Raw genomic sequence first — 14245 nt, 5'->3', positions numbered from 1 at the left:
CCCCCTGGAGCCTTATGCCACGCTGCTTTTGGTGTTCCGAAGATCCGCTGTACATGGCTTATCACGATCAGGAGTGGGGTACGCCGCTACGCGATGCGCAGGGATTGTTCGAGTTGCTTTTGCTCGAAGGGTTCCAGGCCGGCCTTTCCTGGATCACCGTGCTGCGTAAACGTGAGCGTTATCGCGAGGTAATGTTCGGCTTCGACGTACAACGCGTGGCGCAAATGAGCGACGCCGAAATCGATGAGTTGATGCTCGATCCGGGCATCATTCGCAATCGCCTCAAACTCAATGCAGCCCGGCGCAATGCCCAGGCCTGGCTGGCGCTGGAGGATCCGGTGGAGTTTCTCTGGTCCTTCGTCGACGGCAAGCCTGTGATCAATCATTTCAAGGATCGCAGCGAAGTGCCGGCCGTGACGCCGACCGCCGTGGAGATGAGCAAAGGCCTGAAAAAGGCCGGCTTCACCTTCGTCGGCCCGACTATTTGTTACGCGCTGATGCAGGCCTCGGGCATGGTCATGGACCACACCCAGGATTGCGATCGCTACGCGGTGCTGGCGAACGGCGGTTAGAATAGCCGCCTCGCGCACAGCACAAAATCAGGAGTGACCTGTGGATAAGTTTAAAGGCGCCTTGCTGGTAGGCGCTCTGCGGCTGTTTGCCCTGCTTCCGTGGCGGGCAGTGCAGGCAGTGGGCTCGGCCATCGGCTGGGTCATGTGGAAAACCCCTAACCGTTCCCGCGACGTGGTGAGGATCAATCTCGCCAAGTGTTTCCCGGACATGGACCCGGCCGAGCGTGAGCATCTGGTAGGCCAGAGCCTGAAAGACATCGGCAAATCCCTGACCGAAAGTGCCTGTGCCTGGATCTGGCCGGCCCAGCGCTCCATCGACCTGGTGCGTGAAGTCGAAGGCCTCGACGTATTAAAGGACGCCCTCGCCTCCGGCAAAGGGGTCGTCGGCATCACCAGTCACCTGGGCAACTGGGAAGTGTTGAACCACTTCTATTGCAGCCAGTGCAAACCGATCATCTTTTATCGTCCGCCAAAGCTGAAGGCTGTGGATGATTTGCTGCGCAAGCAGCGGGTGCAATTGGGCAACCGGGTGGCCGCTTCCACGAAGGAAGGCATTCTCAGTGTCATCAAGGAAGTGCGCAAAGGTGGTGCAGTGGGCATTCCCGCTGACCCGGAACCGGCCGAATCCGCCGGGATTTTCGTGCCGTTCTTCGCCACCCAGGCCCTGACCAGTAAATTCGTACCGAACATGCTCGCCGGCGGCAAAGCGGTCGGCGTGTTCCTGCATGCGCTACGTCTGCCGGACGGTTCGGGTTACAAAGTGATCCTCGAAGCCGCGCCAGAAGCCATGTACAGCACCGATACCGAAACGTCCTGCGCGGCCATGAGCCAGGTGGTCGAGCGCTATGTGCGGGCGTATCCGAGCCAGTACATGTGGAGCATGAAGCGCTTCAAGAAGCGGCCGCCGGGTGAAGAACGCTGGTACTGAGTCGATTGGCATGATCTGTGGATAACCCAGGGCCAGGGTTATCCACAACCGTTCAATAAAGGGCGCAGAAGATGTCCGAACACCGCAAATCGTTTCGCATCAAGATCAGCCACCACAGCTTCGGCGAATGCCTGGGCCAGACGCGTAACCTGTCGACGACAGGTGTCTACGTCAAGCATTCGGGCTTGTCGGCCCTGCCCAAGGGCGCGGTGGTTTACGGTCAGGTGCAGGACTTACCCACAGGCGCGCCGCGGGTGCGTATGGAAGTGGTGTTGGTGGATGCCGAGGGCATTGGCCTGCGATACCTCTGATCAGTGAGCCTGACGCTCAAGCTTCTTCAGAAACACGGTCATTTCCTTCTCGGCCTGCTTGTCACCATGGGCGCGAGCGGCTTCCAGACCCTGTTCCCACGCCTGACGTGCGGACGCGAAATCCTCCAGCCCCAGATGGGCTTTGCCCAATAGCTTCCAGGCTGCCGAATATTTCGGATCGAATTCGACGCAACGCTGGAAATGCTCAGCGGCCTTGGCGTATTCCCCAAGATCCAGATAACCCTTGCCCAGGCCGAAGCGCAGCAATGAGTTATCCACACCCTTGGCGAGCATTTTTTCCAGGGATTCGATCATTGGGTGGATTCCTTCTAGAGGTGTGTCAGCTTTAAGATAGCCATCGCGAGCAGGCTCACTCCTACAGTAGATCTTCAGTGAACACAGATATTGTGTTCGACAGTGATCCCCTGTGGGAGCGAGCCTGCTCGCGATGAGGCCAGACAGGCCACCGCAGTTTCCGGATCAGAAGAAGCTCAGTCCCACATGGAACAGCTTTTCCACATCCCGAATATGCTTCTTATCCACAAGGAACAGAATCACATGGTCGCCCGCCGCAATCACGGTGTCGTCGTGGGCAATGATCACCTCTTCGTCGCGGATGATTGCGCCGATGGTGGTGCCCGGCGGCAGGCCAATGTTCTCAATGGCCTTGCCGATGACCTTACTCGACTTCTCATCACCGTGGGCAATCGCCTCGATGGCTTCCGCCGCGCCCCGGCGCAATGAGTGCACACTGACGATATCGCCGCGGCGCACGTGGGCCAGCAAGGTGCCGATGGTTGCCAATTGCGGGCTGATGGCGATGTCGATATCGCCGCCCTGGATCAGATCGACGTACGCCGGGTTGTTGATGATGGTCATCACCTTCTTCGCACCCAGGCGCTTGGCCAGCAGCGAAGACATGATGTTGGCTTCGTCGTCGTTGGTCAGGGCCAGGAAAAGGTCGGCGTCGGCGATGTTCTCTTCCATCAGCAAATCGCGGTCGGAGGCACTGCCCTGCAACACCACAGTGCTGTCGAGGGTGTCCGAGAGATGACGGCAGCGCGCCGGGTTCATCTCGATGATCTTCACTTGGTAACGGCTTTCGATGGCCTCGGCCAGACGTTCACCGATCTGCCCGCCGCCGGCGATGACGATGCGCTTATAGCTCTCGTCGAGACGGCGCATTTCGCTCATCACAGCGCGAATATTCGCCTTGGCGGCGATGAAAAAGACTTCGTCGTCTGCCTCGATCACCGTATCGCCCTGCGGCAGGATCGGCCGATCACGACGGAAAATCGCCGCCACACGGGTTTCTACATTCGGCATGTGTTCGCGCAGCTGACGCAGTTGCTGACCCACCAGCGGGCCGCCGTAGTACGCCTTGACCGCCACCAATTGGGCTTTGCCTTCGGCGAAGTCGATCACCTGCAAGGCGCCCGGATGCTGGATCAGACGCTTGATGTAATTGGTGACCACTTGCTCCGGGCTGATCAGCACGTCTACCGGGATCGCTTCGTTATCGAACAGCTCGGAACGAGTCAGGTAGGCCGCTTCGCGAACCCGGGCGATTTTGGTCGGGGTGTGGAACAGGGTGTGGGCAACCTGGCAGGCCACCATGTTGGTTTCGTCGCTGTTGGTCACCGCCACCAGCATGTCGGCGTCGTCCGCGCCGGCCTGACGCAGCACCGTCGGCAGCGAGCCGCGGCCCTGCACGGTGCGGATGTCCAGCCGATCGCCGAGGTCGCGCAGGCGTTCACCATCAGTGTCGACCACGGTGATGTCGTTGGCCTCGCTGGCCAAGTGTTCTGCCAGCGAACCGCCGACCTGCCCTGCGCCGAGGATGATGATTTTCATCCAGTCACTCCATTGAATCCGTTTAACCGCGCGCGGCGGCGATCTTGATCAGCTTGGCGTAGTAAAACCCGTCGTGGCCGCCTTCCTGGGCCAGCAATTGGCGGCCATGGGGTTGCTTGATACCGGCCGTCGTGGCGAGGTCCAGTTCACGGGCGCCCGGCGTGCGGGCGAGGAAGGCTTCGATGACTTCGGTGTTCTCGGTCGGCAGCGTGGAGCAGGTGGCGTACAGCAGGATGCCGCCGACCTCCAAAGTTATCCACATGGCATCGAGCAGTTCGCCCTGGAGAACCGCGAGTGCGGCGATGTCGTCGGGTTGGCGGGTCAGCTTGATGTCCGGGTGACGACGGATGACACCAGTGGCCGAGCATGGCGCGTCGAGCAGAATGCGCTGGAACGGCTTGCCGTCCCACCAGGTCGCGGTATCGCGGCCGTCGGCGGCGATCAGTTCGGCGCTCAGGCCCAGGCGTGCGAGGTTTTCCCGCACCCGCACCAGACGCTTGGCTTCCAGGTCCACCGCGACCACGCCAGCGAGTGCCGGCTCGGCTTCAAGAATGTGGCAGGTCTTGCCGCCCGGTGCGCAGCAGGCGTCCAGCACCCGTTGGCCTGGTGCCAGGTCGAGCAGATCGGCGGCCAGTTGCGCGGCTTCGTCCTGCACGCTGATCCAGCCTTCGGCGAAACCCGGCAAGCTGCGCACGTCGGCAGCGGCGTCGAGAATGATGCCGTCCTGACTGTAAACACACGGCGTGGCGGCGATGCCGGCGTCGGTCAGCAACCCGAGATAAGCATCGCGGCTGTGATGACGACGGTTGACCCGCAGGATCATCGGCGGATGCGCGTTGTTCGCCGCGCAAATGGCTTCCCATTGTTCAGGCCAGAAGGCTTTCAGGGATTTTTGCAGCCAGCGCGGGTGGGCAGTGCGCACCACCGGATCGTGTTCCAGCTCCGCCAGCAGCGCTTCGCTTTCTCGCTGGGCGCGGCGCAGCACGGCATTGAGCAAGGCCTTGGCCCAGGGCTTTTTCAGCTTGTCGGCGCAACCCACGGTTTCACCGATGGCGGCATGGGCCGGAACCCGGGTGTAGAGCAACTGGTAGAGACCGACCAGCAACAGCGCTTCGACATCGGCGTCGGCTGCCTTGAACGGCTTTTGCAGCAACTTGGCCGCCAGCGCCGACAAGCGCGGCTGCCAGCGCGCGGTGCCGAACGCCAGGTCCTGGGTGAAGCCGCGGTCACGGTCTTCGACCTTGTCCATCTGCGTCGGCAGGGAACTGTTGAGTGAGGCTTTTCCGTTAAGAACAGCAGCAAGTGCCTTGGCGGCGGCCAGACGTGGATTCATTGAGCGTGCGCCGCTTGACCGAGGAAGGTGCCGACGGCGAATTTCTCACGACGGCTGTTGAACAAGTCGCTGAAGTTCAGCGCCTTGCCGCCGGGCAATTGCAGACGAGTCAGACACAGGGCTTGCTCACCGCAGGCGACGATCAAACCGTCCTTGCTGGCGCTGAGGATTTCACCGGGAGCGCCCTGCCCTTCAGCGAGGCTGGCGGCCAGCACTTTCAATGCTTCGCCATTCAGCGTGCTGTGGCAGATCGGCCACGGATTGAAGGCGCGAACCAGGCGTTCCAGCTCAACCGCCGGGCGGCTCCAGTCGATGCGCGCTTCATCTTTGTTCAATTTGTGAGCATAAGTGGCGAGGCTGTCGTCCTGCACGTCGCCTTCCAGCGTCCCGGCAGCGAGGCCGGCAATCGCCTGAATCACCGCTGGCGGACCCATTTCCGCCAGACGGTCGTGGAGGCTGCCGCCGGTGTCTTCACCGGTGATCGGGGTGGTGACTTTGAGCAGCATCGGCCCGGTGTCGAGGCCCAGTTCCATGCGCATCACGGTCACGCCGCTTTCGCTGTCGCCCGCTTCGACGGCGCGCTGGATCGGCGCCGCACCGCGCCAGCGTGGCAGCAAGGAGGCGTGGCTGTTGATGCAGCCCAAACGCGGAATATCCAGCACCACTTGCGGCAGGATCAGGCCGTAGGCGACCACCACCAGCAAGTCCGGCTTGAGCGCGGCCAGTTCAGCCTGAGCGTCTTCGTTGCGCAGGGTTGGCGGTTGCAGCACCGGGATGTTGTTTTCCAGAGCCAACTGCTTGACCGGACTTGGCATCAACTTTTGCCCGCGACCCGCCGGACGGTCCGGTTGGGTGTAGACCGCGACGATCTCGTAAGGGCTGTCGAGCAGGGCCTTGAGGTGTTCGGCGGCGAATTCCGGGGTGCCGGCAAAGACGATGCGCAGTGGCTCAGTCATTCAAAAGGTCTCGCAAAAGAAAAAGGCTTGCCGCAGCAAGCCTTTGAAAGGAGGGCATCAAGCGTTCTGGCGATGGAGCTTTTCCAGTTTCTTCTTGATTCGGTCGCGTTTGAGATTGGACAGGTAGTCGACGAACAATTTGCCATTCAGGTGGTCGCATTCATGCTGGATGCACACGGCGAGCAGGCCTTCGGCGATCAGTTCGTAAGGCTGGCCGTCGCGGTCCAGGGCCTTGACCTTGACCTTCTGTGGGCGATCGACGTTTTCGTAGAAGCCCGGCACCGAGAGGCAGCCTTCCTGGTATTGCTCCATCTCGTCGGTCAGGGTTTCGAACTCGGGGTTGATGAACACCCGCGGTTCGCTGCGGTCTTCGGAGAGGTCCATCACGACGATACGTTTGTGCACGTTGACCTGGGTCGCGGCGAGGCCGATGCCTGGCGCTTCATACATTGTTTCAAACATATCATCGACCAACTGACGCACTTCGTCGTCCACTACGGCCACTGGTTTGGCGATAGTGCGCAGGCGCGAATCGGGGAATTCGAGGATGTCTAAAATGGCCATAAGCTCAATTGCTGCACATGTGAGGTAATGTCGGGTCGATGGCCTGGCGGGTCCGAAGATGCAGGCTACCGTTGTAAAACGTAGCTCCTTCTCTTTTTGGTAAAGAGTCAGGAGCGAGCCACGAGGGCTCTGGCGTTCTACGCGAATGCACATAATAAAGGGATTCACCGCATGAGGAAATCACTACTCGCCTTGCTCCTTCTGGCCTCGGCCGGTTTGGCGCACGGGCAAGTGCAACTCAAGGAAGGTTTTCCACAGCAATACACCGTGGAATCCGGTGACACACTCTGGGACATATCGGGGAAATTCCTTCGTGAACCGTGGAAATGGCCGGAGCTCTGGCAGGCCAATCCACAGATCGAAAACCCCAATCTGATTTACCCCGGCGACTCGCTGTCGCTGGTCTACGTCAATGGGCAACCACGCCTGACCCTCAACCGTGGCGCTTCCCGGGGCACCATCAAGCTGTCGCCACGCATCCGCAGTAGCCCGGTTGCCAATGCGATCCCGAGTATTCCGCTGGAATCGATCAACAGCTTTCTGCTGAGCAACCGCATCGTCGACAAGGTCGAGGACTTCGACAAGGCGCCTTATATCGTTGCCGGCGATGCCGAACGCGTGCTCAGTGGCACCGGTGACCGAATCTTCGCTCGCGGCCATTTCGACCCGGCTCAACCGGTTTACGGCATCTTCCGTCAGGGCAAGGTCTACATCGATCCTGTCAGTAAAGAGTTTTTGGGGATCAACGCCGACGACATCGGCGGTGGCGAGATTGTGGCCACCGAAGGCGACGTTGCCACCCTGGCGCTGCAACGCACCACCCAGGAAGTCCGCCTCGGCGACCGCTTGTTCAGCGGTGAAGAGCGCTCCATCAACTCGACCTTCATGCCCAGTGCGCCAAAAACCCAGATTAACGGGTTGATCATCGACGTGCCGCGCGGGGTTACCCAAATTGGCGCAATGGATGTGGTCACGCTGAACAAGGGCCAGCGCGATGGCTTGGTCGAAGGCAACGTGTTGGTGGTGTTGAAAACCGGTGAAACCGTGCGTGACCGGATCACCGGTCAGCCACTGAAAATCCCGGATGAGCGCGCCGGTCTGCTGATGGTTTTCCGCACCTATGACAAGCTCAGTTACGGGCTGGTGCTTTACGCATCACGCTCGCTGGCGGTGCAGGACAAGGTGCGAAATCCTTAACAGGCTCCACAAGTTACCAACAGAGTTATCCACAGCTTATTCCCGTTTGAACGGGGCTCATAACGATCAAGGATGATCCATGCCGCTGTCTGCCTTTGCACCGGTTTCCCCGGCGGAACTGGAAGCTCGTTTACGTTTGCATCGCCTGCCGGAACTCGGTCCTGTGCGATTCAAGAAATTGCTTGAGGCCTTCGGCTCGGCGTCCAAGGCTATCAGCGCGCCGGCCAGTGCCTGGCGTTCGTTGGGTTTGCCCCTCGCTTGCGCGGAGGCCAGGCGCTCCAGTGAAATCCGTGATGGCGCGAGCCATGCATTGGCCTGGTTAGAGCGTCCGGGCCAGCATTTACTGATGTGGGACCAACCGGACTATCCGGCACTGCTGGCGGAAATCAGTGATGCGCCGCCGCTGTTATTCGTGGCGGGCGATCCCGGCATTCTGGAAAAACCGCAGCTGGCGATGGTCGGTAGCCGTCGCGCTTCGCGGCCGGGCATGGACACCGCCGCCGCCTTTTCCCGCAGTCTGGCTGGCGCCGGGTTTGTCATTACCAGCGGTTTGGCGCTGGGCATTGATGCTGCCGCCCATCAAGCCGCTTTGGACGTGGGCGGGCGAACGGTCGGTGTACTTGGCACGGGACTTGAAAAGTTTTATCCACAGCGCAATCGACGGCTGGCAGACGCGATGATTGCCTCGGGCAGCGCAGTGCTTTCGGAGTTCCCGCTGGACGCCGGACCGACCGCCAGTAACTTCCCCCGGCGCAATCGGATCATCAGCGGTTTATCCCTCGGCGTGCTGGTGGTCGAGGCGAGTGTCGCCAGCGGTTCGTTGATCACCGCGAGGCTGGCGGCGGAACAAGGGCGCGAGGTGTATGCGATTCCCGGGTCGATTCATCACCCCGGCGCAAAAGGTTGTCATCAGCTGATCCGCGACGGTGCGGTGCTGGTGGAAACCATCGAGCATATCCTTGAAGCGTTGCGCGGCTGGCAGCAGTTGCCGTTATCCACAGCGACACCAGCGGTGACACATCCGTTGCTCATGCTGCTGCATGCCGCGCCCCACACCAGTGAAGCGTTGTCCGTCACCAGCGGCTGGGCCTTGCCCAAAGTGCTGGCAGCGCTGACGGAGCTGGAAATGGACGGCCGGGCGGTCTGCGAAAGCGGGCGCTGGTTTGCGCGGGTGAGCTAGGTTTTATAAGGAAGATCGGTAAACTGCGCAGAGCCTTATTCCGGAGAGTTTTTCATGGTCAACAGTTGGCGTGTGCAACAAGCCGCACGAGCCATTCGCGCAGGCGCGGTGATTGCCTACCCAACCGAGGCGGTCTGGGGTCTGGGGTGCGACCCGTGGGACGAAGAGGCGGTCTATCGTCTGCTGGCGATCAAGGGTCGGTCGGTGGAAAAAGGGTTGATTCTGGTAGCCGACAACATTCGCCAGTTCGACTTCCTCTTCGAAGACTTTCCTGAATTGTGGATGGATCGCATGGCCAGCACCTGGCCAGGGCCGAACACCTGGCTGGTGCCGCATCAGAATATGTTGCCGCAGTGGATTACCGGCGTGCATGAAACGGTGGCGCTGCGGGTCAGCGATCACCCGTTGGTGCGGGATTTGTGCGCGGTGGTCGGGCCGTTGGTTTCAACGTCGGCCAACCCGCAGGGCCAACCGGCGGCGCGGACGCGGATTCGCGTCGAGCAGTATTTCCGTGGGCAGGTGGATTACGTGTTGGGTGGGAATCTGGGTGGGCGCAAGAATCCGAGCGTGATTCGCGATCTCGCGACCGGCCACGTGGTGCGCCCGGACTAAGACCGCATCATCGTTCTTCGCGAGCAAGCCCGCTCCCACATGAGATCTTCAGTGAACACAGAATTTGTGTTCGACAACGATCCACTGTGGGAGCGGGCTTGCTCGCGATGGCGTCCTCAAGGCAACAAAACAGTCGAACCAGTCGTACGTCGCGCCGACAACTCGGTCTGCGCCTTCGCCGCTTCGGCCAACGGATACTTCTGGCTAATGTCCACTTTCAGCTTGCCGCTGATGATCATCTCGAACAGTTCATCCGCCATACGCTGCAAGTTTTCAGCGTTGTTGGCGTAAGTCGCCAGGGTCGGGCGGGTCACGTACAACGAACCCTTCGCCGACAGAATCCCCAGGTTCACCCCGTCTACCGCGCCCGACGCATTACCGAAGCTCACCACCAGACCGCGAGGCGCCGCGCTATCCAGCGAAGTCAGCCAAGTGTCCTTGCCCACGCCGTCATACACCACCGGGACTTTTTTCCCGTCAGTCAATTCCAGTACGCGCTGTGCGACGTTTTCATGGCTGTAATCGATGGTTGCCCAAGCGCCGTTGGCCTTGGCCAGCGCAGCTTTCTCTGGTGAGCTGACCGTGCCGATCAACTTCACGCCCAAGGCCTTGGCCCATTGGCAAGCCAGGGAGCCAACGCCACCCGCGGCAGCGTGAAACAGGATGGTTTCGCCACCCTTGAGTTCATAGGTCTGACGCAACAGGTACTGCACGGTCAGGCCCTTGAGCATTACGCCGGCGGCCTGTTCGAAGCTGATCGCGTCCGGCAGGTGCACCAGATTGGCCTCCGGCAACACGTGAACGTCGCTGTAAGCGCCCAACGGACCGCTGCCATACGCCACGCGATCACCCACTTTGAACCGGGTGACCTCACTGCCCACCGCTTCGACCACGCCCGCGCCTTCCGAGCCCAGGCCCGATGGCAGGGCTGGCGGTGCATAGAGACCGCTGCGGTAATAGGTGTCGATGAAATTCAGGCCGATGGCCTTATTGGTGACGCGAACCTGCTGCGGGCCGGGCTCGGCGGGTTGGTAATCGACATACTCGAGCACTTCGGGGCCGCCATGGGCGCGGAACTGGATACGCTTTGCCATCAGAACTCTCCTTAGGTCGTCTTGCGAAGCTCCCTATCGGACTCCTAACCATGATCTTCGTCAACTGCGGCAGGCCCATCTGCGATGTTATGCTACGCGCCCATTTGCGCCGGCCCCCGCTCCCATGGAGCGCCGCGTAGCTTTGCCCGATTCAAGGTGATGACATGACGACCCGCACCGAGGCCGTAAAAGCCTACCTGCTCGACCTGCAAGACCGCATTTGCGCGGCCCTCGAAGCTGAAGACGGCGGCACGCAGTTCGTCGAAGACGCCTGGACCCGGCCTGCCGGTGGTGGCGGTCGCACCCGGGTGATCGAAAATGGTGCTGTCATCGAAAAGGGCGGCGTCAACTTTTCCCACGTCTTCGGCAGCGGCCTCCCACCGTCCGCCAGCGCCCATCGACCAGAACTGGCCGGCCGTGGCTTCGAAGCCCTTGGCGTCTCTTTGGTCATTCACCCGCACAACCCGCATGTGCCGACGTCCCACGCCAACGTGCGCTTTTTCATTGCTGAAAAAGAAGGCGAAGAACCGGTCTGGTGGTTCGGCGGTGGCTTCGACCTGACCCCTTACTACGGCAATGAAGAAGACTGCGTGCATTGGCACCGCGTCGCCGAGCAGGCCTGCGCGCCGTTCGGTCCGGACGTCTACTCGCGCTACAAGGCCTGGTGCGACAGCTACTTCCACATCAAGCATCGCCACGAGCCGCGCGGCATCGGCGGCCTGTTCTTTGATGACTTGAACGAATGGGACTTCGACACTTGTTTCGCCTTCATGCGTGCCATCGGTGATGCGTTCATCGACGCTTACCTGCCGATCGTGCAGCGCCGCAAAAACGATGCGTTTACCGCCAAACAGCGTGAATTCCAGGAATTCCGCCGTGGGCGCTACGTTGAGTTCAACCTGGTCTACGATCGCGGCACGCTGTTCGGTTTGCAATCGGGTGGGCGTACCGAGTCGATCCTGATGTCCCTGCCGCCGCAAGTTCGCTGGAGTTACGATTGGAAAGCCGAGCCGGGCAGCGAAGAAGCACGGCTGACCGAGTACTTCCTGCAAGACCGTGATTGGTTGGTCAAGGCCTGAACGAGGAATTCTGATGGACCGTTACGTCGTATTCGGTAACCCGATTGGCCACAGCAAGTCGCCGTTGATCCACCGTCTGTTCGCCGAGCAGACGGCTCAAAAACTGGACTACAGCACGTTGTTGGCGCCCCTCGACGATTTTTCCACCTGCGCCCGGACGTTTTTCCTCGAAGGTCGCGGGGCGAATGTGACGGTGCCGTTCAAGGAAGAAGCCTATCGTCTGGCGAACAGCCTGACGGCGCGGGCGCAACGCGCCGGTGCGGTGAATACCCTGAGCAAACTGGCCGATGGCAGCCTGCTGGGCGACAACACCGATGGCGCCGGACTGGTGCGGGACCTGACGATCAACGCCGGTTTCAGCCTCAAGGGCAAACGCATCCTGCTGCTCGGTGCCGGTGGCGCGGTGCGCGGCGCGCTGGAGCCGTTACTGGCCGAGCAACCCGCCTCGGTGATCATCGCCAACCGCACGGTGGAAAAAGCCGAACTGTTGGCGGAATTGTTCGCCGACCTGGGGCCGGTGTCGGCCAGTGGTTTTGATTGGTTGAAGGAGTCGGTGGACCTGATCATTAACGCGACGTCCGCCAGTCTGTCAGGGGATGTACCGCCGATTGCCAGCAGTTTGATCGAGCCGGGAAAAACGGTGTGCTACGACATGATGTACGGCAAGGAGCCGACCTCGTTCTGCCGTTGGGCCAGTGAACATGGCGCGGCGGTATCGATGGATGGCTTGGGGATGCTCGCTGAACAAGCGGCAGAAGCCTTCTTCCTGTGGCGCGGCGTGCGCCCGGATACGGCGCCGGTGCTGGCCGAGTTGCGTCGGCAGTTGGCCCTTTAAAAGCTTCGCGAGCAAGCCCGCTCCCACAAGGATCACCGAAAACCTGTGGGAGCGGGCTTGCTCGCGAATGGCCGCGACACCGATTTCAGATCAGTCCTCAAACCGGATCGGGCATTTCTCCGCCCCTTCCAGCTTCCGCAACTCTTCCACCACCTGCGGCCGCGCGCGCCGCAAAGTCAGGCTGCGATCCTGCCGCAGCAGCCGCCGCGCTTCCTGATGCAGCATCTCCACGCCTGAATAGTCGATGAAGTTGATCTGCTGCGCTTCGATCACCACGCGTGCGCCGTGCATCCGCTGTAGGCGTACTTGCAGGTAATGGCTGGCGCCGAAAAAGATCGAACCGCCAACCCGCAGAATGTCTTCATCCCCATCCTGCCAATGCTGGACTCGTGGTTGCGAGGTGCGTTTGAGGTAGAAGAACAGCGAAGCCAGCACCCCGGCGTAGATCGCGGTCTGCAATTCCAGCAGCAGCGTGGCGACGCAGGTCAGCGCCATGACCAGGAACTCGGCGCGGCTGACCCGCAACAACGCGCGAATGCCGCGATGATCCACCAGCCCCCAGGCGATCAACAGAATGCTGCCGGCCATGGCCGGAATCGGAATGTGCGCGATCAAATTCGCGCCGAAGATGGCGAACAGCGCCACCCACACCGCCGAAAAAACCCCGGCCATCGGCGAGCAGGCGCCCGCTTCGTAGCTCAGGCCCGAGCGGGTGAAGGAACCGGCTGACAGCGATCCGGAAAAAAACGCACCGACCATGTTCGACAAACCCTGGGCGCGGACTTCCTGATTGGCGTCGAGCAACTGCTGGGAGCGGGCCGACAAGGATCGGGCAATCGACAGACTGGTGACCAGCCCGAGCATGCCCACCGCCACCGCACTGGGTAACAAGCGCAGAATCAGGTCCAGATCCAGCGGCAGCGGGCTGAAGGGCGGCAGCCGCCCGACAAACGCGCTGACCAACTTCACATGACTGAACATTGATGGCCAGAACCAGACCAGCAATCCGCTCAGCACCAGGGTGATCAATAGCGTCGGCCAGCGCGGCAGGAGCAATTTCAGGATCACGCCCACGACGACCGTCGCCAGGCCCAGCATCAGCGACGGTTTATCCACTTCGCCGAGGTGACTGAAGAGCATCATCAAGCTGTTCAGCGCTGTTGCCTGGTTGGGCAAATCAAGCCCCAACAAATTCGGCAGTTGGCCGATGGCAATCACCACCGCCGCGCCGAGGGTGAAACCCAGCACCACCGAGTGCGAGACGAAATTCACTAAGGCGCCGAAGCGCAGCAAACCGAGCAGCCACTGGAAAATGCCGGCAAGCAGCGTCAGCAACAGGATCAGGGTGACGTAGTCCTCTGACGCCGGAACGGCCAGAGGACTGACGCTGGCGTACAAGACGATAGAAATCGCCGCCGTAGGACCGCAGATCAAATGCCACGAAGACCCCCAGAGACAGGCGATCAGCACCGGGATAATCGCCGCGTACAGACCGTATTCAGGTGGGAGACCGGCGATCAGCGCGTAGGCAATGGATTGCGGCAACGCGAGAATCGCGCCGCTGAGACCGACAATCAGGTCACGACCGACACTGGCGCGGGTTTGCCGAGGCATCCAGCTGAGGAAGGGGAAGAGCGAATGGCGGCTTGGAAAGGCCATGGGTCCTCTCGGGTGAGATTTTGCGCAAGGGTAGCAGGGTTGTGAGGAGTGTCAGATGAATCCACCCCTCA

Annotated in this window: 15 protein-coding genes; 8 read left to right on the top strand and 7 right to left on the bottom strand. The window is 60.9% G+C overall.

Annotated elements, in window-relative coordinates; translation table 11 throughout:
* Positions 1–14 precede the first annotated feature (14 nt).
* From tag to DFS28_RS00555, 3 genes are all read left to right on the top strand, one after another.
* The gene (gene tag / locus DFS28_RS00565) at positions 15–572 is read left to right on the top strand and encodes a DNA-3-methyladenine glycosylase I (protein WP_008155692.1); all 558 of its coding nucleotides are present in this window, start codon (positions 15–17) and stop codon (positions 570–572) included.
* A 40-nt stretch (positions 573–612) separates the two neighbouring features.
* The gene (locus DFS28_RS00560) at positions 613–1500 is read left to right on the top strand and encodes a lysophospholipid acyltransferase (protein ID WP_111448170.1); all 888 of its coding nucleotides are present in this window, start codon (positions 613–615) and stop codon (positions 1498–1500) included.
* A gap of 71 nt (positions 1501–1571) precedes the next feature.
* Positions 1572–1811 (top strand): PilZ domain-containing protein, encoded by a 240-nt coding sequence (locus DFS28_RS00555; protein ID WP_111448169.1) that lies wholly within the window; start codon positions 1572–1574, stop codon positions 1809–1811.
* On the opposite strand, the gene DFS28_RS00550 is transcribed toward DFS28_RS00555, so the two are convergent.
* The 5 genes from DFS28_RS00550 to def form a co-directional block, all read right to left on the bottom strand.
* On the bottom strand, positions 1812–2126 hold the full coding sequence (locus DFS28_RS00550; protein WP_111448168.1) for a tetratricopeptide repeat protein: 315 nt from the start codon (positions 2124–2126) through the stop codon (positions 1812–1814). It abuts the gene before it with no gap.
* A gap of 165 nt (positions 2127–2291) precedes the next feature.
* Positions 2292–3665, bottom strand: coding sequence for a Trk system potassium transporter TrkA (gene trkA, locus DFS28_RS00545; RefSeq protein WP_008155683.1), 1374 nt, complete (start codon positions 3663–3665; stop codon positions 2292–2294).
* A 22-nt stretch (positions 3666–3687) separates the two neighbouring features.
* Positions 3688–4998 carry a 16S rRNA (cytosine(967)-C(5))-methyltransferase RsmB gene (rsmB, locus tag DFS28_RS00540; protein ID WP_111448167.1) on the bottom strand — a complete coding sequence of 437 codons (1311 nt, stop codon included), beginning with the start codon at positions 4996–4998 and terminating at the stop codon, positions 3688–3690.
* Positions 4995–5954: a methionyl-tRNA formyltransferase gene (gene fmt / locus DFS28_RS00535; protein ID WP_111448166.1), complete on the bottom strand. Its 960-nt coding sequence runs from the start codon at positions 5952–5954 to the stop codon at positions 4995–4997. Before fmt ends, rsmB begins: the two co-directional genes overlap by 4 nt.
* Positions 5955–6011: 57 nt before the next feature.
* Positions 6012–6518: a peptide deformylase gene (def, locus tag DFS28_RS00530; protein ID WP_008155676.1), complete on the bottom strand. Its 507-nt coding sequence runs from the start codon at positions 6516–6518 to the stop codon at positions 6012–6014.
* Positions 6519–6689: 171 nt separating this feature from the next.
* Between def and DFS28_RS00525 the strand changes: the two genes are divergently transcribed.
* The 3 genes from DFS28_RS00525 (at position 6690) to DFS28_RS00515 (ending at position 9507) form a co-directional block, all read left to right on the top strand.
* Positions 6690–7715, top strand: coding sequence for a LysM peptidoglycan-binding domain-containing protein (locus DFS28_RS00525; protein WP_111448165.1), 1026 nt, complete (start codon positions 6690–6692; stop codon positions 7713–7715).
* Between the two features lie 79 nt (positions 7716–7794).
* On the top strand, positions 7795–8895 hold the full coding sequence (gene dprA / locus DFS28_RS00520; protein ID WP_111448164.1) for a DNA-processing protein DprA: 1101 nt from the start codon (positions 7795–7797) through the stop codon (positions 8893–8895).
* A gap of 54 nt (positions 8896–8949) precedes the next feature.
* Positions 8950–9507 carry an L-threonylcarbamoyladenylate synthase gene (locus DFS28_RS00515; RefSeq protein ID WP_056738480.1) on the top strand — a complete coding sequence of 186 codons (558 nt, stop codon included), beginning with the start codon at positions 8950–8952 and terminating at the stop codon, positions 9505–9507.
* Positions 9508–9623: 116 nt separating this feature from the next.
* Here DFS28_RS00515 and DFS28_RS00510 read toward each other — a convergent pair whose 3' ends face one another.
* Complete coding sequence (locus tag DFS28_RS00510; RefSeq protein WP_111448163.1) at positions 9624–10601, bottom strand: NADPH:quinone reductase; 978 nt, start codon at positions 10599–10601, stop codon at positions 9624–9626.
* 164 nt (positions 10602–10765) lie between these two features.
* Between DFS28_RS00510 and hemF the strand changes: the two genes are divergently transcribed.
* Positions 10766–11680 (top strand): oxygen-dependent coproporphyrinogen oxidase, encoded by a 915-nt coding sequence (gene hemF / locus DFS28_RS00505; RefSeq protein WP_111448162.1) that lies wholly within the window; start codon positions 10766–10768, stop codon positions 11678–11680.
* Between the two features lie 13 nt (positions 11681–11693).
* A complete protein-coding gene (aroE, locus tag DFS28_RS00500) occupies positions 11694–12515 on the top strand; it encodes a shikimate dehydrogenase (protein WP_111448161.1) in 822 nt (273 codons plus the stop codon).
* 90 nt (positions 12516–12605) lie between these two features.
* On the opposite strand, the gene DFS28_RS00490 is transcribed toward aroE, so the two are convergent.
* Positions 12606–14174 carry a SulP family inorganic anion transporter gene (locus DFS28_RS00490; protein ID WP_111448160.1) on the bottom strand — a complete coding sequence of 523 codons (1569 nt, stop codon included), beginning with the start codon at positions 14172–14174 and terminating at the stop codon, positions 12606–12608.
* Between the last annotated feature and the right edge of the window lie 71 nt (positions 14175–14245).

Origin of the sequence: Pseudomonas sp. 478 (assembly GCF_003254125.1) — a bacterium.
Classification (GTDB): Bacteria; Pseudomonadota; Gammaproteobacteria; order Pseudomonadales; family Pseudomonadaceae; genus Aquipseudomonas.
The sequence above is the reverse complement of the archived record's forward strand: the minus strand, read 5'-3'. Positions and strand labels throughout refer to the sequence as shown.

Bases quoted from the DNA above. Each gene is read 5' to 3' on its own strand.
- tag (WP_008155692.1), top strand. From the start codon at position 15: ATGCCACGCTGCTTTTGGTGTTCCGAAGATCCGCTGTACATGGCTTAT.
- DFS28_RS00555 (WP_111448169.1), top strand. From the start codon at position 1,572: ATGTCCGAACACCGCAAATCGTTTCGCATCAAGATCAGCCACCACAGC.
- DFS28_RS00550 (WP_111448168.1), bottom strand. From the start codon at position 2,126: ATGATCGAATCCCTGGAAAAAATGCTCGCCAAGGGTGTGGATAACTCA.
- trkA (WP_008155683.1), bottom strand. From the start codon at position 3,665: ATGAAAATCATCATCCTCGGCGCAGGGCAGGTCGGCGGTTCGCTGGCA.
- rsmB (WP_111448167.1), bottom strand. From the start codon at position 4,998: ATGAATCCACGTCTGGCCGCCGCCAAGGCACTTGCTGCTGTTCTTAAC.
- fmt (WP_111448166.1), bottom strand. From the start codon at position 5,954: ATGACTGAGCCACTGCGCATCGTCTTTGCCGGCACCCCGGAATTCGCC.
- def (WP_008155676.1), bottom strand. From the start codon at position 6,518: ATGGCCATTTTAGACATCCTCGAATTCCCCGATTCGCGCCTGCGCACT.
- DFS28_RS00525 (WP_111448165.1), top strand. From the start codon at position 6,690: ATGAGGAAATCACTACTCGCCTTGCTCCTTCTGGCCTCGGCCGGTTTG.
- dprA (WP_111448164.1), top strand. From the start codon at position 7,795: ATGCCGCTGTCTGCCTTTGCACCGGTTTCCCCGGCGGAACTGGAAGCT.
- DFS28_RS00515 (WP_056738480.1), top strand. From the start codon at position 8,950: ATGGTCAACAGTTGGCGTGTGCAACAAGCCGCACGAGCCATTCGCGCA.
- DFS28_RS00510 (WP_111448163.1), bottom strand. From the start codon at position 10,601: ATGGCAAAGCGTATCCAGTTCCGCGCCCATGGCGGCCCCGAAGTGCTC.
- hemF (WP_111448162.1), top strand. From the start codon at position 10,766: ATGACGACCCGCACCGAGGCCGTAAAAGCCTACCTGCTCGACCTGCAA.
- aroE (WP_111448161.1), top strand. From the start codon at position 11,694: ATGGACCGTTACGTCGTATTCGGTAACCCGATTGGCCACAGCAAGTCG.
- DFS28_RS00490 (WP_111448160.1), bottom strand. From the start codon at position 14,174: ATGGCCTTTCCAAGCCGCCATTCGCTCTTCCCCTTCCTCAGCTGGATG.